The sequence below is a fragment of the Streptomyces sp. NPDC004667 genome (genome assembly GCF_040609475.1).
In the GTDB taxonomy this organism is placed as follows: Bacteria; Actinomycetota; Actinomycetes; order Streptomycetales; family Streptomycetaceae; genus Streptomyces.
Genome location: NZ_JBEXKC010000072.1, coordinates 17,728 through 40,569, shown reverse-complemented (window position 1 = coordinate 40,569; position 22,842 = coordinate 17,728). Strand labels below are relative to the sequence as shown.

Sequence of the window (22,842 nt, the reverse complement as noted above, 5' to 3'; positions counted from 1 at the left end):
GTACCAGCCCTTCACCCCCGCCATCGAAACCCTCCGCGGCCTCCTCCTCGGCACCGAGATCGGCAACAACGGCTGGCTCGCCGTCACCTGGTGCGTGGGCCTCGCGGCGCTCGGCTACCTCTGGGCCACCAAGAAGTTCAACGCCGACCCGAAGTAACCGCCGTGACAGCGCGGGCCACGCCCCGCACCCCGTCCCGCCCCAGGGGCGGCGTACCCGACACCGACTCGGGATGCGCCGCCCCGTCGGCGTTTCAGGCGCCGTTGCCGCGGACGGTCCCGAGGAAGACGGCCCAGGCGGCGGGGGAGAGGGCGAGGGTGGTACGGGGGGCGGGGTCGTCGGCTATGAGCACCCGGCCTTCGTGGCTCGTGGCCACGTACACGCAGGAGCTGCCTTCGGCGCAGTACGAGGACCGCTGCCAGTCGGATTCGGGCACGGGCTTCCCCTTACAGGTCGCGGGCGATGTCGTGGATCAGGTCGCGGGTCCGCCCCGGCGGCAGGGCGACCGCGTCGAGCCGGTCGAAGAGCAGTCGGTACTTGGCCAGTTGGGGCTCGGCGTCGAGGAAGGCGAGCCCGTGCGACTGGTCCAGGTAGACGGTGTCGAGCCGGGGCACCGTCCCGTGGACGCAGTAGACGGACTGGCCGGATCCGGGGAACGTTCCCACCGAGAACGGGATCACGCGCAGGGTGATGTGGTCGAGCTCGCTCATGTCGAGCAGGTGCTTCAACTGGGCCGCGAAGACGGCCGGACCGCCCACGGCGATGCGCAGGGCGGCCTCGTGGATCGTCACCCGGTACGGGGTCGGGGCGTCCTCGTGGAGGACCCGCTGCCGCCGGACGCGGAACGAGACGCGGTCCTCGATGCCGGGCGCAGGGAGCGCCGGAACGGCCTGCCGGAAGACCTCGCGGGCGTGCTCGGGCGTCTGGAGCAGTCCGGGGACGTGCACGGTGATGGCGTCCCGGAGCATGCGCCCGTGGTGCTCCAGCTCCGCGAGGTCCAGCCAGGCCGCGGGCAGCAGGTCCCGGTACCCCTCCCACCAGCCGGCGCCCTTGCGCTCGCCGGTCATCGCGATCAGCGCGTCCACCAACGCGGTGTCGGAGCAGTCGTAGTGGCGGGCGAGGCTGCGGATCCGCTCGGGGCTGACGCCGAACCGCGCCGCCTCCATGTTGCTGACCTGGTTCGGCTTGATACCGAGGAGCCCGGCGGCCTCGGCGGACGTGAGCCCGGCGCGTTCGCGCATCCGGCGCAGCTCGGCTGCGAAGCGCAGTTGACGCGCGGTGGGGCTGCTGCGAATGGGCATCGTGCGTTCCTCCGCGAGGAAGTGTCACCCACACGAGTGGGCGTTGCCTGCATTTAGCGCGAAGCGCCTAACTCATTAAGCGAACCTCTCTATCGTTGCCGTCAGGCCACCGCCTGGAAGAACCCCGCTCGACGGAGCGACCTGGTCACCGGGCACCGCATGCACAGGGTCCAACTCTCCTCCTCGATCGGAGACTTCCATGGGCGCTACCGTAACTCCGTCCTGGGCCTACACCCTCCACCTCCCGCACGATCCCCGCGCCGCAGGCATCGCCAGGACCACCCTGCGCGCGGTCCTGGCGCGCCACGGCATGACCGCTCTCGCGGACACCGCGGAACTGCTCACGAGCGAACTGGTGTCGAACTCCTACCGCCACACCCGCGGCCCCTGCGCGCTCCGGCTGCGGGCGATGGCGGCCGGGCGGCTGCGGGTCGGGGTCTGGGACACCGGTCGGGACATCCCGTCCCCCTTCGGCCCGGAGCCGGCCGAGGACGCGGAGGGCGGGCGCGGGCTGGTCCTCGTACGGCTCTGCGCGGACCGGTACGGCTCGTACCGGCTGAACGGGCCGCACGCGGGGAAGCTGCTGTGGGTGGAGTGCGTGTGAGCGCGCTCAGACCGTGGCTTCGACCCACCGGCTGAGGGTCTGGGTCTTGGCGTCGTGGGTGAGCCAGGTGCCGTCGCCGAGCGGGAGCAGGTAGCCGGTGGCGGGGGCGCCGGGGTAGGTGACGCGGCCGCGGACCTCCAGGGTGCGGGCGTCGAGCAGCCAGTGGCGGGACAGTTCCGGGTCCTCGTCGGCGTCGCAGTCGACGGTGGAGGCGATGACCGTGTCGGCGTCGACGAAACCGCAGCCGTAGTCCCAGCAGGGCCGGTCCTCGTCCGCGTCGGCCGGATCCGGGGTTCCCGCGGCGAGGACGTCACCGTCCAGGGTGTGCAGGCGCAGGTCGGTCCCGTAGTGCTCGACCGTGAGGAAGCCCCGGTGGCCCGGGTGGACGTCCATCAGGATCCGGTCCATCGACTCGTTGAGGTCCCAGTCGACCAGCTGCTCGCCGTCCCACCGCGCCCAGTGGAGCAGGATGCCGTCCTGGCCCATGCCGATGGACAGGCCCATGTGCACGCCGTCCGGGTGGGAGAGGTGGTGCGAGCCGGCGGCGGCGCTGTCCAGGGGCAGGCGGGCCAGCTCCCGCCCGTCCGCGGCGTCGAGGACGACCCAGTGCTCCTGCTCGCCGATCACGACGTGCGCCCAGACGAACCGGCCGTCGTCCGAGACCCGGCAGGACCCGTGCTCCAGGCCCCGGCACACCTCCTGCTCGTCCCCGGTGTGCGGGTGCCCGAGCTCCGGCCCCCAGCAGTCGTGCCGGTACTCCCACAGGGTCTCCCCTCCCGCGCCGACGGCCCGGACGGCGCGCTGGCCCGAGAACACGGCGTACGAGGCGTCCGGACTCACGGAGTCGACCCCGCGGTCCCAGCCCGGCCAGGGCAGCGGGAAGACGGCGACCGGCGCGCGCTCGCCCGCGAACAGCCCGTCCAGGTCGTGGACCTCCAGCTCGTGCCCGTGCGGCAGCAGGGCCCGGCGCGGGCCGTCCGCCCGGCTCTCGAAGCCGTAGCCGTTGACGAGGGCGCCGCCACCCGGCAGCACCACGGAGTCGCGCAGTTGTACGGAGATCGACATGCCCCGAACGTAGCGACCCCCACTGACACCGGCCGCCCGCGCCCGCCTCAGGCCTCGACGCGCACCCAGGAGTCCCCGGCCCGCAGCCACAACACCCCGTCCCGGCCCTGACCGCAGTGCAGCACGACGGGCCCGGGCACGCTCCACCGCTCCTCGGCGACGGCCTCCCACGCCGCACCGACGAGCCGGGCGCGGGTCAGGGTGACGGCGGGCCGACCGTGATCGCGGCAGCTGAACACAGCACGATCGCCGCGCACGGCGATGCCGTCGATCCCCGTCACCGGGCTCCGGACGGTGCTGACCTCGCCGGTCGACGGGGTGATCCGGCTCAGGTAGGTCCCCTCACGGCAGGACCAGGCAAGCCATACCCGGTCGTCGCCCTCGGTGCAGCCGGTGAGACCGTGCACGGGCCCGGCGGGAAAGGGCGTACGGGGCGTCCAGACGGCGTCGCCCCGGCTGTTCCAGCCGGCCAGCGCGCCGCGGGACTCGGGGTGGTGGCCGAAGATGCCCTCGTCGCCGTAGGCGGTCCAGATCCCGCCGCGGCGACCGCTGACCACCACCGGGACGTCATCGCCGATGCAGAACGCGCCCTCGCGGTGCCCGTCGCGGTCGTACACGTACGCGTTGTCGGCCCAACGGCCGTGCCGGTCCTGGCAGGAACGGCCCGACACGAGGAGGAACTGGTCGCCGTCCAGCAGGGCGAGATGGCTGATGTGCGGAGGCACGCCCCGCACGGCCACGCGCCGCTGGATCCGCCCGTCGGCGCCGTACACCTCCAACTCGGCGTCGAACGGCTCCGCCGCACCCCACCCGACCCACCCGGCGGTGTACTCCGACCGCCGCAACACCCGCTCGTCCACCCGCACCACGCCGAGCTCCCCCCGAGCCCCGACGCTCCACCACAACGCCGGCGCATCCCCGGCCGACAGACTCCACACGGCAGCCAACTCACGATCAACCACAGCCGCACACCTCGAAGTACTCCGGGCCCCAACGGCGCCCGAAGATCCCCACGTTACCCACCGACCCGGCCCCGTCCTAGAGACTTTCCGGGGCCACCGGAGCGGGAGGCGCGGCGGCGTCCAACGCCTGCAGGATCAGCTCCATGTCCGCGGACGTGGCGAGGCAGAAGTCCTGATCTGCCAAGAGCCGGGACTGCGCCTCGCTGAAATTGTCCCCGCACCGTGCCGTCTCCTCGGTGAGGCGTACGGGAAGGATCAGCCAGTTCCTCTTGACCTTGAACCGCCAGTCGAGGTGGCGGGGCGCGTCTCGTACCGCTTCCTCGAAGACGGGTCTGAACTCGTCATGAGGATCGATGAATCGCCAGCCCAGATGTGCCACCTGTAGATACCCGAATTCATGACGCTCGACGGGCATCCGGTACCAGGCGAGCGGGGCAAAACGCCTGAGGATCGCCTGCGCGTGCCGGCTTCGATCTCTCGGGGCGTCGTTCTCGTCTTGGGTGAGCATGCTCAGGCGCTGCCCTTCCGGGGCTCTTCGTCGTGCCGGAGCTGATCGAGTGCGTTGACCACCACCGAGAGCAGCTCGGCGTCCGTCACATCACCGGCTTCCCGGAACGCCGGGTCGATCGGGTAGTCGTCCAGGGCGTAGAAGACCTGATCCAGTCGGCGCGAAAGGGATTCCCCGATTCGCTCCCCATCGGCGAGTGATTTTCTGCGACAATTCAGCCATGACTCGGCGAAATGTCCCGGGGAAATTTCCCCCCGGGATAGGTCGCCCATTAGGCTAAGTTGCCTTCCGATCGCTGAATCGGGTGGAATTTCTCCCACCCTCTTCCACGTCCTCTTCCTGTTGGGCGGTCTGCCGCTCAGCTGCTCTGGTTTGCCGCGCTCTGTCACCACAACCAGCCTCTCTCTATGATGTCCTTAAGCTGCCTGTCGTTTAGTCGGTACGCGCTCCAGAACCTCCCGTCGGGATGTAGCATCACCATCTTCTGGGATGTTGTGTCTATGAACCCTACGGCAGAGTCTCCTGGCTTCCGATAGTGGAATCTATATATCTTTGTTTCGGGTGCAAGTATGTGTTGGCGGAGATTTGATTCGAAGAGTTTAAGGTTTGCGCCGTTCAGGTTTCCGGGGGTGTCTATGAAGTCTGCGGCGTGCGCATGATATTTTTTACTCATTGTCTTTTGGCTTGAGAAGTCCGCCTTGGATTCCCACGCTTGTTTGGGGCATGGAGCGAGCCCCAGCGGATCCGACCACGTGTGGGGATTGTCGACGTACGTCGCCGGGTTCGGGGCCGGGGACAGGCCCAAGGGGTCCGGGGTGAGGTAGCGGGCCGTTTCGGGGTCGTAGGTGCGGAAGAAGTTGTGGTGGAGGCCCGATTCGGGGTCGAAGTACTGGCCCGGGAAGCGGAGGGGGGTGTAGGCCGTCGCGTCGCGGGTCCAGGTGGTGGTGCCCCAGAGGGTGGAGCGGGCGCGCCAGGCGATCGCGCCTGATTCGGATATGAGCTCCTTTGGGGTGCCGATCAGGTCCGTGACGATGGCGAAGAAGCGTTCGTCGGTCGTGCCGAGGACGCGTTCCGCCTGGGTGAGGGGGTGGAGGCCGTCGTGGGTCCAGGTGAGGGTGACCGGGCCGGACGCCTCCTCGCAGAGGGTGGTGCCGTCCCAGGTGAAGAGGGTCTGCTCCGCCACCTCGCCGGTCGGCGTGAGGCGCTGCTTCGAGGTGCGGCGGCCGAGGGCGTCGTAGCGGTAGCGCCACCGGGTGCCGTCCGGGGTGGTGACCCCGGTCATGCGGTCTTCCGCGTCCCATTCGTAGCGCCAGGTGTCCGGCTTGCGCGAGAGACGGGTCTTCCGGCGCAGGACCGTGCGGCCCAGGGCGTCGTACTCGTAGCGGACCGCTCCGGCGGAGGTGATCCGGGTGCCCGTGTACGTGCGGGCGCCGTGGGCCTCGGCGCCCGAGTGGTGGGCCGGCCAGGCCGCGCTGGTCTGGTTGCCGGCTTCGTCGTACGCGTAGCGCTCCGACCAGTTCGCCGCGTCGACGGCCGTGACGCGCGACGCCGGGTCCAGGGTGAACGTGCTGCGGCCCGCGAGGGCGTCGTCCATCGAGGTGAGGGCGCCGTCCGCGCGGTACGCGTAGCCGCGGCGCTGGAGGGTGCGGCCGTCCTCGCCGACCACGTGCTGGCCGGTGAGGCGGCCCAGCGGGTCGTACTCCTGGGTGAGGGAGAGGCCGGCGCCGAGGGTGCGCCCCAGCTCCCGGCCCGCCGCGTCGCGCTCGAAGGCGATCGTGCGGCCCGAGGCCGTGAGCCCGGCGCGGCGGCCGGCCGCGTCGTACGTCCACTCGGACCGGGCGCCACCCGGTGTGGTGCGGACGGTGCGGCGGCCCAGGGCGTCGTACGCGTACGTGGTCGTGCGTCCGTCCACCGTCTCCGAGAGCAGACGGCCGTGGCGGTCGCGCTCCCGGGTGAGCGTGGTGCCGTCCGGGGAGACCGCCCGCTCCAGCTCGCCGAAGGCGTCGTAGGAGTAGGAGGTGGTGCCGTCCGCCGTCTCCTTGCGCACGAGTCGGGAGAGGGGGTCGTGCACGTACGTGGTCCGTGCGCCGACCGCGTTCGTACGGGAGGCCAGGCGGCCCGCCGGGTCGTGGGCGTAGGCCAGCGTCCGGCCGTCGAAGTCGGTCTCCGAGGCGAGGCGGCCGGCCGGGTCGTAGGCGTAGTTCCAGGTCAGGCCCTGGGGGTTGGTGACGCCCGTGAGGCGCAGCTCGGTGTCGTGGGTGAAGGTGTGCCGGACCCCGTCGGGGCCGGTCCGGGCCGCCAGGAGGTCGAAGTCCCCGTACTCGGAGACCGTCACCCCGCCCAGCGCGTCGGTGTGGGTGACGCAGTTGCCCTCGCCGTCGTACGTCCAGGACTCCGTGCTGCCGTCGGGGTTCTCCCGGCGCAGCAGGCGGCCCTCCACGTTCCAGGTGAGGCGGGTGGTGTGCCCCAGGGGATCGGTGACGGCGACCGGCCGGCCGAAGGCGTCGCGGGTGTAGCGGGTCGTCGCGCCCAGGGGGTCGACGGTCTCCAGCAGCAGGCCCGCCGGGTCGCAGCGCACGGTGGTGACCGCGCCCAGGGCGTCCGTCACCGACGCCAGGTGGCCGTGCCCGTCGTACGCGAAGCGGGTGGTGGTGCCGTCCGGGGCCGTGGCCGAGGTGCGGTTGCCGCGGTCGTCGTACGTCGAGCGGAAGGTGCGGCCGTCCGGCTGGACCACCTCCACCGGCAGGCCCGCGCCGTCGTACGCCGCCCGGACCTCCCCGCCGTCCGGACGGAGCAGGGACACCAGGCGCCCGGCGTCGTCGTACGCGAAGCGGGTGGTGTGGCCGAGCGCGTCCGTACGGCTGAGCAGCCGGCCCACGGCGTCGTGGGTGGAGCGGGTCGTGGCACCGGTCGGGTCGGTCTCGGCGGTGACCCGGGCGTTGTGGTCGACCTCGAACCGGGTGCTGTGGCCGAGGGAGTCGGTGAGGACGGTGGCACCGTCCTCGTACGCGAAGCGGACGTTCAGGTGGCCGTTGCCGCCGGACTGGGCGACACAGCGGTCCCGGTCGTCGTAGACGTAGTCGAAGCGGCGGTCGTTGGTGTCGGTCCAGGACGTGATCCGGCCGAGCCCGTCGTAGCCGAACCGCAGCGGGCGGCCGGACGAGTTGGTGACGTGGGTGAGGTGGCCGTCCGTGTAGCCGTAGCGCAGTACCTCGGTGCCGTCCCCGAGGAAGAGGCCGGTGACGCGCCCCTGCGACGTCGCGAGCCGCAGTTCGTGGCCGCCGCTGTGGGACAGGGACACAGGGGCGCCGGAGGCGTCGTAGGAGAAGGCGATCCAGGCGCCGCCCCGGCCGTCGAGCTGGGTGAGGAGGCCGTCGTCCGAGAAGTGCCGGACGTACCCGCTCTCCGGGTCCGTGACCGTGTACCCGCCGTCCGCATCGAGGACGAGCGGCCAGCGCTGCCCGTGGGCGGGCAGCACCGGGACCCCGGGCTCGGGGTGCGGGTAGGCGAGCAGGCTGCCGTCCTCGCGGACGAGGACGAGGCCCTCCTCGTCCGCCTCCAGCCGCTGGTCGACGGTGGACGCCCAGGCCGGGCCGAACCAGCGGCCCGTGCGGTACGAGGACTCGAAGGTCCGGGTGAAGACGAGCGGCAGCGACCCCGGCAGGACCAGGTCCGTCTGCGGCAGGATCATCCGGCCCGTGGCCACCTCGACGGGGTCGACCACGCATTTCAGCTCGGCCCTGGCGCGGGCCGCCGCGCGGGCCTCGGCCTCCACCGTCCGCCGGGCCGCCGTCTTGCTCACCGCGGCTTCCGCCGCCCGGGCAGCGCCACCGGCCCCTTTGGAGCCGATGAATTCGGGGAAGAGCCGGCCGGCACCCTCGTACGGATCGTCGCGGAACGGATCGATGAGGCCGCTGACCACGCGTTCGGGGTGGGAGGGAGTGGAGACCAGCCCGGCGAGGGTCATGTTGACGTTCTGGAGGTACTCGCCGGGGTGCGTGACGTTGTACGAGTCGAACGGGCTGAGGCCGCGCGCGAAATTGATCGTCCCGGCAGTGCCCTTGAGGGCCCCGCCGACGACGTGGTTCAGCGCAAGGGCCTGTCCGACAGCCTGATCGGTGACCGTGGCCATGACGCGCTCGCGTGCCGTGGGGGCGGCCGGGGCGTGTTCCAGGGCGGCCCTCAGGGCGCGGCCGGCCGCCGTCGCGGCGTCGTCCCGCTGGCGGCGGGCTTCGTCCAGGATCTCCTGGGCCCGCTTGGCGTCGGCGACGCCCACGGCGTCCGGCTTGTCGGGCACCGGGCCCGGGTTCTTTCCCGACAGGGCGACCGCGTTGTAGGCGTTCACGGCCTTGGTGTAGGCGTCCGCGGCGTCCTGATGGGCCTTCACCGCCTGCTTGTGGAGCACGATGGCCTGCCCGGCCTGCCGCTGAGCCCACTCCACCGTCTCCGCGTAGCGCTCCAGCGCGTCGCCCGCCGTCCGGCAGGCGTCGGAGGCGTGCAGCCAACCGGTCGGCTGCACGGCGAACTTCTCCCGGAAGGCGTCGGCCGCGGCGCCCTTCCAGTGACCGGAATCCAGGGCCTTCATGCCCTGGCCGACACGGTCGAAGCCTGCCTGGAAGTCCTTCATGTGCGCCGCCGTCGCGCGGATCGCCGCCGGTGAACCGTGGACCAGCTCGTTGGTCTGATCGGTTTCCCCGAGCCGCTGTTCCCTTACGGACGCCCCGAGACCGGAGGCCACGCCGTCGCCCAGGTCCTCGACCTGGTCGGCCAGCCGGTGCGCGCCCACGCGGTCGAGGACGCCGCCGAGGTTGTCGGAGGCCTTGTCGACCTCCTCGCCGACCTTCTTCTTCGCCGCGTCCCAGGTGTTCTCCAGCTTTCCGAGTCCGGTGTCGACGAGCTTCCCCCAGTCCGTCACCGCTGCTCACCCTCAGCCGCCCGCTCCAGCAGGGTCGCGGCGAGCTTCGCGGCGCGGATGTCCGGGCGGTTGACGATGTCCTCCCCGGTCTGCTTCCAGGCCGCGTCGCTGTTCTTCTTGGACTCGACGAGGGACTCCACGCTGTAGTCGGGGTCACGCAGGTTCGTGTACGGGTTGTCGGCCAGGACCTCGCCCCAGCCCTTGTCGACGACATCCTGTTCGGACGCGTACGGGTTGCCGCCGATGGCGGCGTTGGCCAGGACCTTGAAGCCGCCCTGGATGTAGTGGTCCTGCTCGTAGACCATTCCAGCCGACAGACCCACACTGGCCGCGAACACGTTGGCCTGCTGGACGAGCGAGCGCACGCCCCAGCCCCAGCGTTCGCAGAACGCGTCCAGCTCCGAGGTCAGCCCGGCGTGGCCGCTCTGCATGCCGGACAGCTTCAACTCCGAGAAGCCGTCTCCCAGGCTGGCCGTGCCGATGGAGCCGAGCTCCTTCAGCTCCGCGAGGCTGTCCGTGATGCCCCGTGTGATCTGCGCCAACGCGGGCTTGGACACGTCGAGATCAGCCTGCTCCCCGCTCATGCCGCGACCTCGCCGTCGACCGCCACCGCGTCCGGCACGATGCCGCGCACCGGCGGGAACACCGTTCCGTCGGGGCCCGCGGGATTCAGTGCCACCCCACAGGGGAAGTCCAGCGCCGGTACCACCTCGTCGAGCAGCCGTGCTGCGCGCACCCGCCGAAAGGCCCACTCGCGGTCCGCCTCGTCGCGTGCCTGCGCGAACCGGGACAGCGCGTCCTCGTCCGAGAACGCGCAGATCCAGTCCAGGCCGCCCAGTCCGGCCGTCCACAGGCCGCCCCGCTCGTCGAGCGGTACGAGCACCACCCGGTCGCGGAACTCCGTCAGTTGCCGCCAGGCCGCCTGCCGCGCCTCGACCACCGGATCGGCCGCCGCCGGGCGCGAGGCCGCCGCCTCGGCCTGCAGCGAGCCCCACTCTTCTTCGAATCCCACCCGAACTCCCCCCGAACCCATGCGAATCGAACGCACTTTTGCACGGCGGGGTGGGAGGGGCAAATGTCGTGGTTCCGCGATGAGTACATCCGGCCAGGTCGGGCGGCCCGCGAAAACGCCGCAGGGGGTGGCCGGCCGTTGGGCCGGGCACCCCCTGCGGGTGGAGTGGGGGTCAGCCCTTGCTGACCGCCGTGAGGATCTCCGGGAGGGTGCGGGCCACCCTCGGGGCCGCCAGGCGCAGGCCCGCCCACGCGGACAGGGCACCCCAGACGATGCCGGCCGGGAGGAGGACCCAGCGCAGGCCGTGCATGCCGTCGGCGAAGTTGAGCCAGACCGCCAGGCCGATCACCGGGGAGCAGATCACCGCCGAGGCGATCATGCCGCCGAAGATGCCCATCCACGCCAGGCCGCCCTGACCCGGGGCGACGTTCTTGAAGGCGCCCTCCGTCGGGATGGAGTACGGGTAGTACGCGGAGGCCAGCGCGCCCGTGGCCAGCATCGCGCCCACCACGGCCAGGGAGAGGCCCAGGGCCCCCGGGAAGCCGGCCCAGTCGCCGAGCAGGCCGGCGGTGACGGCCGTGACCAGCGCCGTGTACGGGAGGGTGACCAGGGCCAGCGCGACGGCGCGGGCGCGCAGTTCCTCGTACGCGTCACGCGTGCCGGAGATGGTCTGGGCGACCATCCAGAAGGCGGAGGTGTCCTGCCCGAACTGGTTGTACATCTGCGAGCCGAGCATCCCCGCGCCGAAGCAGGCCAGGTACACGGACCCGTTGCCCTGGAGGGCGTTGAAGACCGGGATGATCAGGCCGATCGCCAGCGCGGTCACCCAGGCGGCCTTCGTCTTCGGGTCGCGCACCGCGTAGCGCAGGGTGCGCTGCATGACCGCGCCCGTGCGCCCGCCCGGCAGGAAGGACCAGACGCCGCCCGCGCCGTCGCGCTCCTTGCGCGGCGCCGACGCCTGGAGGGTGGAGCCGTCCGGGGTGACCATCAGCTTGGTCAGGCTGCGCTCCCAGAACCACAGCAGCCCCGCCAGCGCGGCCAGGGTCAGCAGCAGCTGGCCGGCGGCCTCCGCGTAGGCGCCCCGGCCGGCGGAGTCGACCATGCCGACGGCCGTCGCGGGCGGCAGCCACCGCACCACGGCCTCGACCGGCTCCAGCTGGCTCATGCCGCCCTGCTGGAAGAGCCGCTGGCTGCCGAAGTTGACCGCCTGCCCGCCGACCGCGATCAGCAGCCCGCTCAGCAGCGCGAGGTCGCGCCCCTTGCGGCTGGACAGCAGCCGTACGTTCGCGGTGGCCACGGCGCGGGCGAGCGCCACGCAGCCCAGGAGCAGCAGCGGTACGGCGACCACCGCCGCCACCGCGCCGGCCGCGCCGCGGGCCACCGCCACCACCGAGCCGACGGCAAGGCAGAGCGTGAACAGCGGGCCGATGCCGACGAGCGAGGAGGCCAGCAGGGCCCGTACCAGCGGACGCGGGCGCAGCGGCAGCATCACGAGCCGGCTCGGGTCGAGCGTCTCGTCCCCCATGGGGAAGAACAGCGGCATGAACGTCCAGCCGAGGGCCAGGAGCGCGGCCAGCAGTACGACGGCGGTGCCGGCGTGGGCGTGGCCGTGCAGCATGGACAGGCCCAGGGCCGCGAAGAGGCCGACGACGAGGCAGAAGACCAGGTTGCCGATCCAGACGGCCTTGCGCTTCGAGGAGCCCTTGAGGCCGTTGCGCAGCAGGGACAGCTTCAGCCGGACGAACAGCGGGGTGAGGGAGACCTCGGCGGCTCCGCTCACGGGGGCCGTCGTGGTCAGGGTGCCGGCGGCGCTCATCGTGCGCCGCCGAGCCAGTCGAGGGACTCCCCGGAGCCGCGGTTCTGCGCACCGACGAGTTCGAGGAAGGCGCTCTGCAGGGAGGGCGCGGAGCCCCGTACGTCGGCCAGCGGGCCGGCGGCGCGGATCTGCCCGGCCGCCATCACGGCCACCCAGTCGCAGAGCGACTCGACGAGCTCCATCACGTGGGAGGAGAACACGACGGTGGCACCGGAGGCGGTGTACCGCTCCAGCACCCCGCGGATGGTCTGCGCCGACACCGGGTCGACGCCCTCGAACGGCTCGTCCAGGAAGAGGACTTCGGGGTTGTGCAGGAGCGCGGCCGCCAGGCCGATCTTCTTGCGCATGCCCGTGGAGTAGTCGACGACCAGCTTGTGCTGCGAGCCCGCGAGGTCCAGTACGTCGAGGAGCTGCGTGGCCCGCTTGTCGGTCTCCTCGCCGGGGAGCCCGCGCATCCGGCCCATGTAGCCCAGCAGCTCGCGGCCGGAGAGGCGCTCGAACATCCGCAGGCCCTCGGGCAGCACGCCGATGCGCTTCTTCACCTCGACGGTGTCGGCCCACACGTCGTGCCCGGCGACGATCACCCGGCCCATGTCCGGGCGCAGCAGCCCCGTGATCATCGACAGCGTGGTGGTCTTGCCGGCGCCGTTGGGGCCGACGAGACCGATGAACCGGCCCGCGGGCAGCTCCAGATCGATCCCCCCGACCGCGACCTGCTCGCCGAAGCGCTTCCACAGTCCCTCTACGCGTACCGCCGCGGTGGACGGCGCGGGTCGCGCGCCGTCCGTCCCGTTCGTGCCGCCTGCCGCATAACCCTGGTCCGGCATGCGCCTGCCTTTCGCTCTCATCCCCGTTGGTCCTACTTTCCTCACCATAGGAGGAAGGGGGAGAGGGCGGCAGTTACGTATGTCATGAACCGGCGGACACGTATGTCAGGTGGGCGCCGGAGGCTGCTGTCAGGTCGGCGCCGGAGGCTGCCGGGTCAGCCCTGCCGGCGCCCCCGGGCGGCCGCGGCCTCGCTGCCGCACGCGTACGCGAGGGCGTCGATCAGCTCCTCGGTGTCCGGCAGCCACCGGTTCGCCGGGGTGGGCTTGCGGGCCCACTGCACCGGCCCCTTCCCGCCGAAGCGGGTGGGCGGCGCGGCCACGTACTCGCCCTCGCCCCGCGTGACGAGGTCGATGGCGTGCGGCAGCCAGCCCAGCTTGCGCACCAGGTCCGCGACCTTCGCCCCGGCTCCGGGCAGGACGAAGAACAGCATCCGGTGATCGGGGGTGAGGGTGACCGGCCCGAGGGTGCGCTGCATCCGCTCCAGCCGCGCCAGCGCCAGGAAACCGGCGGAGTCCGGGACGTCCAGCGCGTCGAAGGTGCGGCCCGTCGGCAGCAGGATCGAGGCGTTCGGGTGCTTCGCCCAGATCCGGCGCACGCCGACGGCGCTGCCCGAGGCCAGCCCCGCCCAGTCCTTGACCGCCGGGTGCGCGCCGGGTGCGGGGCAGTCCGCCGCTCCGCAGGAGCACAGTTCGCGACCGTCGCCGTGCTCCAGCCACGTACCCGCGAACACGTCCCAGTGCCGCTCTTCCGCGTACCGCACGGCATGGTCCAGCAGCTGCTCCCCCCGCTGCTGGGGGATGGGCGCGGTCTCCGTGACTCCGATGGTCTCTTCCACGCCCATCACAACTCCCGCTGTCACCGGGGGTTACGGGCGTAAACCAGCCGGTGGGCGGTGCATCGATCCTGCACGTGGGGCGCACCGGTGCATGTACGGGGGCGCGTAGGAGGCCGGGGCGCGGTCGTTGGGTAACGACACGACGCAGAGACGAAGATTCTCCGCACACCAGGCGGGAAGTGATCATTCCAACGCTCTCCCGTGGCTTCAGGGGGTTTTCAATGGCAGCCAGGCCTCTCGTCGCCCGTCAGCCGAACGAACGGCTGCAGGCGCTCATCCAGGAAGCCGGGTGCTCCAACGCCGGGCTAGCCCGGCGCGTCAACATGTGCGGGGCCGAGCACGGCCTCGATCTCCGCTACGACAAGACCTCCGTGGCCCGCTGGCTGCGCGGCCAGCAGCCGCGCGGCCGGGCGCCCGGCATCATCGCCGAGGCCCTCGGCCGCAAACTCGGCCGGACCGTCACCATCGACGAGATCGGCATGGCCAACGGCAAGAACCTCGCCTCCGGCGTGGGCCTGCAGTTCTCCCCGACCGTCGTCGGAGCCATCGAGCAGGTCTGCGAGCTGTGGCGCAGCGACGTCGGGCGCCGCGACTTCCTCGCCGGTTCGAGCGTGGCCGCCTCCGCGCTCGTCGAGCCCAGCCGCGACTGGCTGATCACCGGAGCCGACCCGCAGGTGGCCCGCAACGGCGGGGCCCGGGTGGGCATGTCCGACGTGGAGGCGGTCCGCGCGACGACGCAGGCGCTGACCGAACTCGACCACCGCTTCGGCAGCGGGCACGTCCGCCCCGTGGTGGTGCACTACCTCAACTCCGTGGTCTCCGGGCTGATCGGCGGCTCCTACCGGGAGCCGGTCGGGCGGGCCCTGTTCGCGGCCGTCGCCCGGCTCACCGAACTCGCCGGGTACATGGCGGTGGACACGGGCCAGCCAGGCCTGGCCCAGCGCTACTACATCCAGGCCCTGCGCCTGGCCCAGGCCGCGGGCGACCGCGCGTACGGGGGCTACGTGCTGGCCGCTTCCATGAGCCACCTCGCCGCCGAGCTGGGCAACCCGCGCGAGATCGCGCAGCTCGCGCGGGCCGCCCAGGAGGGCACGCGGGGGCAGGTCACCCCGCGGGTGGAGGCCATGTTCTACGCCGCCGAGGCGCGCGGGCACGCGCTGCTGGGCGACGCCCGTGCCACGGCGGTGCTGTCGGGGCGGGCGCTCACGGCGCTGGAGCGGGCCGAGCCGGAGTCGGGGGACGACCCGGTGTGGATCCGGCACTTCGACCAGGCCTACCTGGCGGACGAGCTCGCCCACTGCCACCGGGACCTCGGCCAGGCCGAGGCGGCCGGCCGGCGGGCGGAGGAGGCCCTGCGCGGGCTGCCGGTGTCCAAGGCGCGCCGGAGGGCGATCGGGCTGCTGCTGCTGGCGGCGGCGCAGGTGCAGCAGAGAGAGGTGGAGCAGGCCTGCCAGACGGCGACGAAGGCCGCCGACCTGCTGGGCACGCTGAGGTCGAGGCGGGGTGCGGAGTACCTGGAGGACTTCCGTACGCGGCTGGAGCCGTACCGGGAGGAAGCGGCCGTCCGGGAGTTCGGTTCGCGGCTGGAGGTTCAGGTGGCCTGACGGACCCGTGGCGCGACCGGGTAGCGTGGTCCGACGTTCCGTTGGTTCCGGAAAGTCGGAGAAGGCAGAGGAGTCCCGGTGACGACGCAGAGCGGACAAGGGGGCGTCCCCCGGCCCGGGGCGGCGGATCCGGCACGGCCCGACGCCGACCCGGGCCACCCCGGGCAGCCGGGTCCGGGGGAGCCGTGGGGCGCGCCCGCGCCGTACGGGCAGCCGCCGCAGCCGCAGCCGCAGCCGCAGCCTCCGGCGTACGGGGAGGGGCAGTACGGCCAGGAACCGTACGGCGGGCAGCCGCAGCAGGGGCCTCCGGCGTACGGGCAGGAACAGTACGGCGGGCCGCAGCCGCAGCCGCAGTACGGGCAACCGCAGGGGCAGCCCGCGTACGGCTACCCGCCGCAGGGGCAGCCCGCGTACGGCTACCCGCCCGAGGGGCACGTCGTGGGCCCGGGCTTCGAAGGCCCGGGGCAACCGCACGGCTACGGCTACCCGCCGCTGCCCGACGCGGCGACCCAGTACATCGCGCCGGTCCCGGCGGGCGGTGCACACCCGGGAGATGCCGCGACGCAGTACGTCCCGCCGGTTCCGGCAGGTGGCCCGCACCCGGGTGAGGCGGCGACGCAGTTCATCCCCCCGGTCCCGGCAGATGCCGCGACGCAGTACATACCGCCGGTCCCGGCAGGTGGCCCGCACCCGGGTGAGGCGGCGACGCAGTTCATCCCGCCCGTTCCGGCTGCCGGTGCGCACCCGGGCGAGGCGGCCACCCAGTTCATCCCGCCCGTCCCGGCCGACGGCGCGCACCCGGGTGAGGCCGCGACCCAGCTCATCCCGCCCGTCCCGGCGGGCGGCCCGCACCCGGGTGAGGCGGCGACGCAGTACATACCGCCCGTCCCCGCGGCCCCCGGCCCCCCGCCCGTCGAGGGCTTCGACGCGCTGTTCCGGGCCGACGAGGGCATCGCCGCGGCGCCCACCCAGGCGATGCCGTCGGTCCAGAGCCCGGCCCCCCGGCGTACGCCGCCGCCCGCGCCGCCCCAGCAGTACGCGCCACGCCGGCCCCAGCAGCCCCAACAGCAGCAGTACGCGCCCCCGCCGCCCTCCGCCCCGGCCCCGCGCCGGGTGCCGCCCGCGGTCATCGCGGCCGGGGTCGTCGGACTGGCCGTGGCCGGACTCGGAGTGGGCGCGCTGCTCAGCGACGGCAAGGCCTCGAACAGCGACCCGGGCGCCGTGGCCCCCGCGAGCACCGGCTCGGGCGCCTCGGGCGCACCGGTGGGGGAGGCCCCCGTGGACCCGGCCCGCCCGCAGGCCGTCCAGCTGGACAAGCTGCTCGCGGACAGCAACGACAGCCGGGCCTCGGTGATCAAGGCCGTGGACGACATCAAGGACTGCAAGAACCTCGGTCAGGCGGCCCAGGACCTGCGCGACGCGGCCCGCCAGCGCGAGGAACTGGTCACCCGGCTCCAGGAGCTCAAGACGGACCTGCTCCCGAACCACGCGCGGCTCTCGGCCGCCCTCACCAAGGCCTGGAAGGCCTCCGCGGACGCCGACAACAACTACGCGGACTGGGCGGACGACGCGGGCCACGACAAGGGCGGCTGCAAGGACGGCAAGGCCAAGGCCACCGACAACGCCGCCGACGGCAACAAGTCGAGCGGCGAGGCCACGAAGTCCAAGGCGGCGGCGGCGGGCCTGTGGAACCCGATCGCCGCCAAGTACGGCCTCACCCGCCGCGACACGTCCGAGCTGTGACCGGGTGATCAGGCCGAGCGGGGAGCCTGTTCCAGGGTCGAGGTCATGTCCTGGGCGGACTCGCCGGGCTGGTCGACGATGCGGCCCGCCCGGACGATCTGGAAGCTGACCCGGCCGTTGACCAGGCGGGGGAAGCCGGCCACGGCCCGCATGTCCTGGTAACGCCAGCTGAGGTCGGGGGTGAGGCCGGCCGTCTTGACGCCCTGGGACTCGTTGAGCGCCCGGGCCAGCTTGCGGGCCGTGACGTCCTCGTCCTCCTTGAAGCGCTGCACGACCTCGTTCAGCACGGTGTACGCGATCCAGGTGGTCTGCGCCCCGCTGTCGTCGGGGTCGACGGTGTCGTCGCCGAACGCCTGCTCGGTGATCACCTTCCGCATCGGGGCCCACAGCGGGTCGGTCGAGACCGGGTACCAGCTGGTGACGAACGCGCCCTCGAAGGGGCTCTCCTTGCCGCCGGTGCGGTCGACGAGGGCCTGGCTGACACTGCCGAGGACGGAGGCGATCTGCGGGTCGCGGTGCTGGGTGTCGAGGCGGCGGAAGGCGTCGAAGAAGGTCTCGGTGCGCTCGCCGAGGACGGCCGTGACGCAGGGCTTGCCCTCCTTGGGGGCTGCCCCGGCCCCGGTCCCCGCGCCGGTGTCCTTGGCCGTGCCGTCCTTGGAGCCCCCCTTCGCCGTCTCCTTGGAGTCCTTGGCCGGGCCGCCCGCCGATCCGTCGGCCAGTGCCTCGCGCGCCTGCGGGGTCAGGTCCGCGGAGTCCTCGGCGGCCCGGATGTCGGAGGCGTCCGGCATCTTGTTGGCCCGCAGCCCCGCGTTCAGCAGGACCGGCATGGAGTCCCCGACCAGAGTGTCCGGGCGTACCAGCGACACCTGCGAGCAGGCCTTGCCGAGCTGGTGCCCGGCGCCGGCGAGCAGGGCGGGCTGGCCGCCGTTGACGGGGTAGGACAGGGGGCTCTGGAACTCCTCGGAGGAGACCCCGTAGCCGCCGATGAAGGGGATGCCCTCGGCCTCCAGCGGGGCCATGAAGGCGCGTCCGTGCTGGCTGTACGAGCCGACGACGGCGACGGCCTTCTCGGCGATGGCCTGGCGGGCGCAGTCGGCGGCGCCGGTCGGGGTGTTCTTCTCGTTGCAGGTCAGGACGCGCAGCTTGTGGCCGTGGATGCCGCCGTTGGCGTTGACCCAACGCTCGTAGGCCTTCGCCATTCCGGGCATTCCCGGCATGTTGGTCGCCTTGCTGTTCATCGGGGCGAACGTCATGACCGTGAGGGTGCCCCCGGAGCCCCCCGAGCCCCCGGGGAGCACCCCGCACGCGGTGGTGAGACACGCGCCCACCGCCGAGGCAAGGAGCAGGCGGAACATGGCAGTTGCGCGTCGGCGATCGGTCATGTCCACCGACCATTCCGCTCGCCGGGGAACTGGGCGGTGAGGTGTACACAACATCGGGTGACGCCCAGGTGAATTGCCGGGGAGTAACCGGCCGCAGGCGCTTCAAGATCGCGCCACGGGGGAACGTACGATCGAAAGCGTGACATTCGCCCAAGGTTCGAAGAACTCTTCCCGCCGCGGCGGCCGCTCCTCCACCATGGGCGGCATGCCCCTCAACGACATGCCGTGGTGGCGCTGGCGCGCGAACGTGCGCTCGGCGCTGCACATGCTCTCCGACCCGGTGTTCCAGGAGGAGGTCTGGCTGACCGGCGCGGAAGGCTACGGGGACGTCACCGACGCCGTGTACCGGCTCGTCGAGGACACCTGGCTCGACAGCTGGTCCGCCGACAAGTACGTCGGCACGATCTTCCGGGACGCGCAGGAGGCCGCCCTCGTGGACCTCGCCGTCCTGCGGGTGCTGCGGATCCTGCACCAGGTCGGGCCCGACGCGCCCGTCTCCACGTACCTGGAACACCACGCCTGGCCCGAGGCGGTACGGGCCTCGCGCGAGGCGCACGTACGGATGTCGACGGCGGACGGGGAGGATCCGGACGAGCCGCCCACCTCGCTCGACGTACTGAGGATGCTCACCCGCGCGGTGTGAAAGGCTATGCCGTCATGAGCGACCCGCAGCCCGAGGCCACTGCCCAGCCCCAGTACGTCCTGACCGTGTCCTGCCCCGACAAGCAGGGCATCGTGCACGCCGTGTCGAGTTACCTCTTCATGACCGGCTGCAACATCGTGGACAGCCAGCAGTTCGGAGACCGGGAGACCGGGCTCTTCTTCATGCGGGTGCACTTCGAGGCCGAGCAGGCTGTCACCGTCGAGAAGCTGCGCGCGAGCTTCGCCGCGATCGGCGACTCCTTCCGCATGGACTGGCAGATCCACCGCTCCGACGAGCGCATGCGGATCGTCCTCATGGTGTCGAAGTTCGGCCACTGCCTGAACGACCTGCTGTTCCGCTCGCGGATCGGCGCGCTGCCCGTGGAGATCGCGGCCGTGGTCTCGAACCACACCGACTTCGCCGAGCTGGTCGGCTCGTACGACGTGCCCTTCGTGCACATCCCGGTCACCAAGGACACCAAGGCGGACGCCGAGGCGCAGCTGCTGGAACTGGTCCGCGCGCAGGACGTCCAGCTCGTCGTCCTCGCCCGCTACATGCAGGTGCTGTCCGACACCCTGTGCAAGGAACTGAGCGGGCGGATCATCAACATCCACCACTCCTTCCTGCCGAGCTTCAAGGGCGCCAAGCCCTACCACCAGGCGCACGCCCGCGGTGTGAAGCTCATCGGCGCCACCGCGCACTACGTGACCGCCGACCTCGACGAGGGCCCGATCATCGAGCAGGAGGTCGAGCGCGTCGGCCACGAGGTCACGCCCGACCAGCTGGTCGCCATCGGCCGCGACGTGGAGTGCCAGGCGCTCGCCCGCGCGGTGAAGTGGCACAGCGAGCACCGCGTCCTGCTGAACGGCAGCCGCACCGTCGTCTTCGCGTAGCGAGCCCTCGCGGGGGCCGGGCGCTGTCCGCCCGGCCCGCCGCGCGCGCTGTCACGCGTCGGGTGCCTCCACCCCGCAGTAGCCCGCGAAGGCCGCCAGGATCTCGTCCTCGGAGATCCGGCCGTCGCCGTCCGCGTCCAGCGCCCGCGCCACCGGGCCGGCCAGCTCCGGCGCCGTGCCGAGCACCCGCAGGACCCGGGCCGCGGCCTCCGGGGTCGCGGCGCCCGTGCCGTTCTCGTCGGCCACCGCGATCACCGCGGCCAGGAACGGGCGCGCGATCTCCGCGAACCGGTCGGGGCTGTCCCGCAGCCGCTTCGCCGCCCCGGTGACGAACTCCTCCCGGGAGACCCGCTGGTCCCCGTCCACGTCGGCGATCCCGGCCATCCCCTGCCAGAACGCCTCCGCGCCGTTGAACACGGCCTGTCCCTTGTCCGACCGCGCGGTGGTGCCGAACTCGGCCAGTACGGCCCTGGCCGCCGTACTGAAGTCCTCCCGATCGATGTAGCCGGATCCGTCCTGGTCGAAAGTGGCGAATCGGGCGGCGATCTTGCGCTCGTATTCTGCGCTGTCCATATGCGGAGTTCCGCCTTCACATGTGCGAGGGAGTGCAGTTCAAGACAGGCAGGAGCGTAAGGCCTCGGTGGCCTGAGCGTTAAGCGAAGCGGTCAAGGAGGTGGCCGCATCGAACCCGCGCACGGGGAGCGCGCCAGGGCGCGTACACCTGTGCCCACAGCGCCCCTAGCACGCGGGCCGCGGTCCGCGGACGGGGTTCCCCCAAAACAGGCGCGTTCCATCGGTTGCGCACTACATTTGACGGGTCGGCACACGGCGGGAGGAAGCATGGCGAAGGACGTTCCACCGCGCTGGGACCGTCGCATGCAGCAGCGCCTCGCCCGCGGTGAGGCCGCCGCGCTCGGCGAGCTCTACGACCGCTTCGCCTCCCTCGTGCACGGCCTGGCGCACCGGGTGCTCGGCGACGAGAAGGCCGCGGACCGGATCACCCGCGAGGTCTTCGGCTACATCTGGGAGAACCCCGACGCCTACGACCCCAAGCAGGGCTCCATGCGCTCCTGGGTCGCCCGGATCACCCAGGGCCAGGCCGTCGACCGGCTGCGCCAGGTCGAATGCGGCCGCGGCTCCCACGAGGAGCTGGAGCAGAAGGTGCGCAGCGCCAACGCCGCGGCCCGTGCCGACTACATCGTCACCTCCATGCCCGCGCCGCTGCGCGCCGCCCTGGAACTCGCCTACTTCAAGCGGCGCGACTACCGGCAGGCCGCCGCCGACCTGCGGATCAGCGAGGACGAGGCGCGCCGCCGACTGCGGCTCGGCCTCCAGCTGCTGTCGACCGCCAACGTCCTCCCCCGGGAGGACCCTGCCCCTCGCGGATACCGGGACCGCGCCCCGCCGGAGACGACCTCGAACCGCCGGCCCCCGCCCCCGAAGCCGTGGCGCCGCTCCCGTCGGCGCCCGTGCCGCCGCCCCCGCACCGCGTACTGAAGTCCCTGCTCGGAGCGTGGGCGCTCGCCGCCTGCTCCGCCGAGGAGACCCAGGCCGTGGAGGACCACCTCACCGAGTGCGCGCCCTGCGCCGAGGAGGCGCTGCGGCTGCGGGACGCCGTGGGGCTGCTGCACCCCGAGGACACCCTCGACCTCAAGCCGCTGCTGCGTTCACGGGTGCTGGAGGACTGCCTGGGCAAGCGCCCCGCCCGCATCCCGGTACCGGTGTGGGCGGGCCCGTACGACACCGAGACGGCGCGCCTCGACGCGCTGCTGCGCGACTTCGGCGAGGCGGAGTGGGACACCCCGGTCCGGCTGAAGTGGTTCGAGGAGGAGCGCCGCCGCACCCGCCGGACCACCGTGTCCGGGGTGATCGGCCACCTGCTGACGGTGGACGGCCTCGTCGCCGCCGCCCTCGGCCTCGACGATCCGCTGGGGCCGCACGCACCCCCGGGCGGTCCCGAGGGGCGTACGGAGCACTTCTGGAGTTCCGGCGCCCATCCGGGTACCGGCGCGGTCCGCGATCCCTGGCGGGAGCAGGGCCACACCCTGGTCCGTACCGTCTCCTTCGCGGGCCGGGGCGCCGGCGAACTCGCCGTCGACTACGGCGGCTTCGCGCTGCCGCTGGCCGACGCGTTCCTGGAGCGGGCCTTCGAGTGCTGGGTGCACGCCGCGGACATCGCCGAGGCCGTGGACTACCCGTACGGGCCGCCGTCGGGACCGCACCTGCACCGCATGATCGACCTCGCGGCGCGGCTGCTGCCCACCGCCCTGGCGGGCCGGCGCCGCGCGGGACTGGCGGCGCCGGCCCGCGGCCTGGTCGCGGCGGGCGCTCCGGGGCGGACCCTGCACCTGGAGATCGAGGGGGCGGGCGGCGGCTCCTGGGACATCGCCCTGGACTCCCCGGCGGCGAAGCCGTCGCGGGAGCACACGGTGGCGGAGGTCGCGCTGGACGGCGTCGAGTTCTGCCAGCTCGCCGCCGGGCACATCTCCCCGGAGGACGCCGCCGTCGGCCAGACCGGCGACCGCGAGGCGATCCGCGACGTCCTGTTCGCGGCGGCTTCGCTGAGCCGGCTGTAGGGAAACGCGCGTACGCGGCTCCGTCCTGGGGGAGGGAGCCGCGTACGGGGTGGTGGGGTGATCAGTTGCGGGTGGCGAGCATCTGGGCGCTGCCGTCGTTCAGGCCTGCGATGGCGACCTTCTGGGCGCCCATTCCGGTGGCCCACCAGCCCTGCCA

Annotated in this window: 21 protein-coding genes and 1 pseudogene; 8 read left to right on the top strand and 14 right to left on the bottom strand. The window is 72.4% G+C overall.

Features of this window, described 5'->3' with window-relative positions; all coding sequences use genetic code 11:
* Nucleotides 1-157 (top strand): annotated as a pseudogene (locus ABZW32_RS30550) (ABC transporter permease); the annotation flags it as partial.
* Nucleotides 158-251: 94 nt separating this feature from the next.
* Here ABZW32_RS30550 and ABZW32_RS30545 read toward each other — a convergent pair.
* Nucleotides 252-434 (bottom strand): DUF397 domain-containing protein, encoded by a 183-nt coding sequence (locus ABZW32_RS30545; RefSeq protein WP_356222003.1) that lies wholly within the window; start codon nucleotides 432-434, stop codon nucleotides 252-254.
* Nucleotides 435-444: 10 nt separating this feature from the next.
* On the bottom strand, nucleotides 445-1,299 hold the full coding sequence (locus ABZW32_RS30540; protein WP_356222001.1) for a helix-turn-helix transcriptional regulator: 855 nt from the start codon (nucleotides 1,297-1,299) through the stop codon (nucleotides 445-447).
* A 199-nt stretch (nucleotides 1,300-1,498) separates the two neighbouring features.
* Here ABZW32_RS30540 and ABZW32_RS30535 point away from each other — a divergent pair, with 199 nt between their 5' ends.
* The gene (locus tag ABZW32_RS30535; RefSeq protein ID WP_356221998.1) at nucleotides 1,499-1,903 is read left to right on the top strand and encodes an ATP-binding protein; all 405 of its coding nucleotides are present in this window, start codon (nucleotides 1,499-1,501) and stop codon (nucleotides 1,901-1,903) included.
* A 6-nt stretch (nucleotides 1,904-1,909) separates the two neighbouring features.
* Here the strand turns inward: ABZW32_RS30535 and ABZW32_RS30530 are convergent, their stop codons facing one another.
* From ABZW32_RS30530 to ABZW32_RS30485, 10 genes are all read right to left on the bottom strand, one after another.
* On the bottom strand, nucleotides 1,910-2,968 hold the full coding sequence (locus ABZW32_RS30530; protein WP_356221995.1) for a hypothetical protein: 1,059 nt from the start codon (nucleotides 2,966-2,968) through the stop codon (nucleotides 1,910-1,912).
* Between the two features lie 47 nt (nucleotides 2,969-3,015).
* Complete coding sequence (locus ABZW32_RS30525) at nucleotides 3,016-3,837, bottom strand: hypothetical protein (RefSeq protein WP_356221992.1); 822 nt, start codon at nucleotides 3,835-3,837, stop codon at nucleotides 3,016-3,018.
* A 169-nt stretch (nucleotides 3,838-4,006) separates the two neighbouring features.
* Complete coding sequence (locus ABZW32_RS30520; RefSeq protein ID WP_356221989.1) at nucleotides 4,007-4,438, bottom strand: hypothetical protein; 432 nt, start codon at nucleotides 4,436-4,438, stop codon at nucleotides 4,007-4,009.
* A gap of 2 nt (nucleotides 4,439-4,440) precedes the next feature.
* Complete coding sequence (locus ABZW32_RS30515; protein WP_356221986.1) at nucleotides 4,441-4,710, bottom strand: colicin immunity domain-containing protein; 270 nt, start codon at nucleotides 4,708-4,710, stop codon at nucleotides 4,441-4,443.
* Nucleotides 4,711-4,823: 113 nt separating this feature from the next.
* A complete protein-coding gene (locus tag ABZW32_RS30510; protein ID WP_356221983.1) occupies nucleotides 4,824-9,353 on the bottom strand; it encodes a putative T7SS-secreted protein in 4,530 nt (1,509 codons plus the stop codon).
* Nucleotides 9,350-9,937 carry a hypothetical protein gene (locus ABZW32_RS30505; RefSeq protein WP_356221981.1) on the bottom strand — a complete coding sequence of 196 codons (588 nt, stop codon included), beginning with the start codon at nucleotides 9,935-9,937 and terminating at the stop codon, nucleotides 9,350-9,352. The genes ABZW32_RS30510 and ABZW32_RS30505 overlap by 4 nt, the downstream gene beginning before the upstream one ends.
* Nucleotides 9,934-10,365 carry an SseB family protein gene (locus tag ABZW32_RS30500; protein ID WP_356221979.1) on the bottom strand — a complete coding sequence of 144 codons (432 nt, stop codon included), beginning with the start codon at nucleotides 10,363-10,365 and terminating at the stop codon, nucleotides 9,934-9,936. Before ABZW32_RS30500 ends, ABZW32_RS30505 begins: the two co-directional genes overlap by 4 nt.
* Nucleotides 10,366-10,537: 172 nt before the next feature.
* A complete protein-coding gene (locus tag ABZW32_RS30495) occupies nucleotides 10,538-12,181 on the bottom strand; it encodes a transporter (RefSeq protein WP_356221976.1) in 1,644 nt (547 codons plus the stop codon).
* Entirely contained in the window at nucleotides 12,178-13,008 is an 831-nt protein-coding gene (locus ABZW32_RS30490) for an ABC transporter ATP-binding protein (RefSeq protein WP_266840863.1), read from the bottom strand. The genes ABZW32_RS30495 and ABZW32_RS30490 overlap by 4 nt, the downstream gene beginning before the upstream one ends.
* A gap of 155 nt (nucleotides 13,009-13,163) precedes the next feature.
* A complete protein-coding gene (locus ABZW32_RS30485; protein WP_356221973.1) occupies nucleotides 13,164-13,850 on the bottom strand; it encodes a bifunctional DNA primase/polymerase in 687 nt (228 codons plus the stop codon).
* Nucleotides 13,851-14,065: 215 nt separating this feature from the next.
* Between ABZW32_RS30485 and ABZW32_RS30480 the strand changes: the two genes are divergently transcribed.
* A complete protein-coding gene (locus ABZW32_RS30480; protein WP_356221970.1) occupies nucleotides 14,066-15,448 on the top strand; it encodes a transcriptional regulator in 1,383 nt (460 codons plus the stop codon).
* Between the two features lie 78 nt (nucleotides 15,449-15,526).
* On the top strand, nucleotides 15,527-17,191 hold the full coding sequence (locus ABZW32_RS30475; protein WP_356221967.1) for a hypothetical protein: 1,665 nt from the start codon (nucleotides 15,527-15,529) through the stop codon (nucleotides 17,189-17,191).
* 8 nt (nucleotides 17,192-17,199) lie between these two features.
* Here ABZW32_RS30475 and ABZW32_RS30470 read toward each other — a convergent pair whose 3' ends face one another.
* Nucleotides 17,200-18,573 (bottom strand): ABC transporter substrate-binding protein, encoded by a 1,374-nt coding sequence (locus tag ABZW32_RS30470; RefSeq protein WP_356221964.1) that lies wholly within the window; start codon nucleotides 18,571-18,573, stop codon nucleotides 17,200-17,202.
* Nucleotides 18,574-18,769: 196 nt separating this feature from the next.
* Between ABZW32_RS30470 and ABZW32_RS30465 the strand changes: the two genes are divergently transcribed.
* Together ABZW32_RS30465 and purU are read left to right on the top strand one after the other, a co-directional pair.
* Entirely contained in the window at nucleotides 18,770-19,216 is a 447-nt protein-coding gene (locus ABZW32_RS30465; RefSeq protein ID WP_356222009.1) for a hypothetical protein, read from the top strand.
* Between the two features lie 14 nt (nucleotides 19,217-19,230).
* Nucleotides 19,231-20,109, top strand: coding sequence for a formyltetrahydrofolate deformylase (purU, locus tag ABZW32_RS30460; protein WP_356221962.1), 879 nt, complete (start codon nucleotides 19,231-19,233; stop codon nucleotides 20,107-20,109).
* 51 nt (nucleotides 20,110-20,160) lie between these two features.
* On the opposite strand, the gene ABZW32_RS30455 is transcribed toward purU, so the two are convergent.
* Nucleotides 20,161-20,682 carry an EF-hand domain-containing protein gene (locus ABZW32_RS30455; protein WP_356221959.1) on the bottom strand — a complete coding sequence of 174 codons (522 nt, stop codon included), beginning with the start codon at nucleotides 20,680-20,682 and terminating at the stop codon, nucleotides 20,161-20,163.
* Nucleotides 20,683-20,949: 267 nt separating this feature from the next.
* Between ABZW32_RS30455 and ABZW32_RS30450 the strand changes: the two genes are divergently transcribed.
* Complete coding sequence (locus ABZW32_RS30450) at nucleotides 20,950-21,606, top strand: sigma-70 family RNA polymerase sigma factor (RefSeq protein ID WP_356221956.1); 657 nt, start codon at nucleotides 20,950-20,952, stop codon at nucleotides 21,604-21,606.
* Nucleotides 21,495-22,685, top strand: coding sequence for a zf-HC2 domain-containing protein (locus ABZW32_RS30445; protein ID WP_356222006.1), 1,191 nt, complete (start codon nucleotides 21,495-21,497; stop codon nucleotides 22,683-22,685). Before ABZW32_RS30450 ends, ABZW32_RS30445 begins: the two co-directional genes overlap by 112 nt.
* The last annotated feature ends 157 nt before the right edge of the window (nucleotides 22,686-22,842 follow it).

Bases quoted from the DNA above. Each gene is read 5' to 3' on its own strand.
- ABZW32_RS30490 (WP_266840863.1), bottom strand. From the start codon at position 13,008: ATGCCGGACCAGGGTTATGCGGCAGGCGGCACGAACGGGACGGACGGC.
- ABZW32_RS30495 (WP_356221976.1), bottom strand. From the start codon at position 12,181: ATGAGCGCCGCCGGCACCCTGACCACGACGGCCCCCGTGAGCGGAGCC.
- ABZW32_RS30485 (WP_356221973.1), bottom strand. From the start codon at position 13,850: ATGGGCGTGGAAGAGACCATCGGAGTCACGGAGACCGCGCCCATCCCC.
- purU (WP_356221962.1), top strand. From the start codon at position 19,231: ATGAGCGACCCGCAGCCCGAGGCCACTGCCCAGCCCCAGTACGTCCTG.
- ABZW32_RS30535 (WP_356221998.1), top strand. From the start codon at position 1,499: ATGGGCGCTACCGTAACTCCGTCCTGGGCCTACACCCTCCACCTCCCG.
- ABZW32_RS30530 (WP_356221995.1), bottom strand. From the start codon at position 2,968: ATGTCGATCTCCGTACAACTGCGCGACTCCGTGGTGCTGCCGGGTGGC.
- ABZW32_RS30520 (WP_356221989.1), bottom strand. From the start codon at position 4,438: ATGCTCACCCAAGACGAGAACGACGCCCCGAGAGATCGAAGCCGGCAC.
- ABZW32_RS30515 (WP_356221986.1), bottom strand. From the start codon at position 4,710: ATGGGCGACCTATCCCGGGGGGAAATTTCCCCGGGACATTTCGCCGAG.
- ABZW32_RS30465 (WP_356222009.1), top strand. From the start codon at position 18,770: ATGGGCGGCATGCCCCTCAACGACATGCCGTGGTGGCGCTGGCGCGCG.
- ABZW32_RS30470 (WP_356221964.1), bottom strand. From the start codon at position 18,573: ATGACCGATCGCCGACGCGCAACTGCCATGTTCCGCCTGCTCCTTGCC.
- ABZW32_RS30450 (WP_356221956.1), top strand. From the start codon at position 20,950: ATGGCGAAGGACGTTCCACCGCGCTGGGACCGTCGCATGCAGCAGCGC.
- ABZW32_RS30455 (WP_356221959.1), bottom strand. From the start codon at position 20,682: ATGGACAGCGCAGAATACGAGCGCAAGATCGCCGCCCGATTCGCCACT.
- ABZW32_RS30540 (WP_356222001.1), bottom strand. From the start codon at position 1,299: ATGCCCATTCGCAGCAGCCCCACCGCGCGTCAACTGCGCTTCGCAGCC.
- ABZW32_RS30480 (WP_356221970.1), top strand. From the start codon at position 14,066: ATGGCAGCCAGGCCTCTCGTCGCCCGTCAGCCGAACGAACGGCTGCAG.
- ABZW32_RS30505 (WP_356221981.1), bottom strand. From the start codon at position 9,937: ATGAGCGGGGAGCAGGCTGATCTCGACGTGTCCAAGCCCGCGTTGGCG.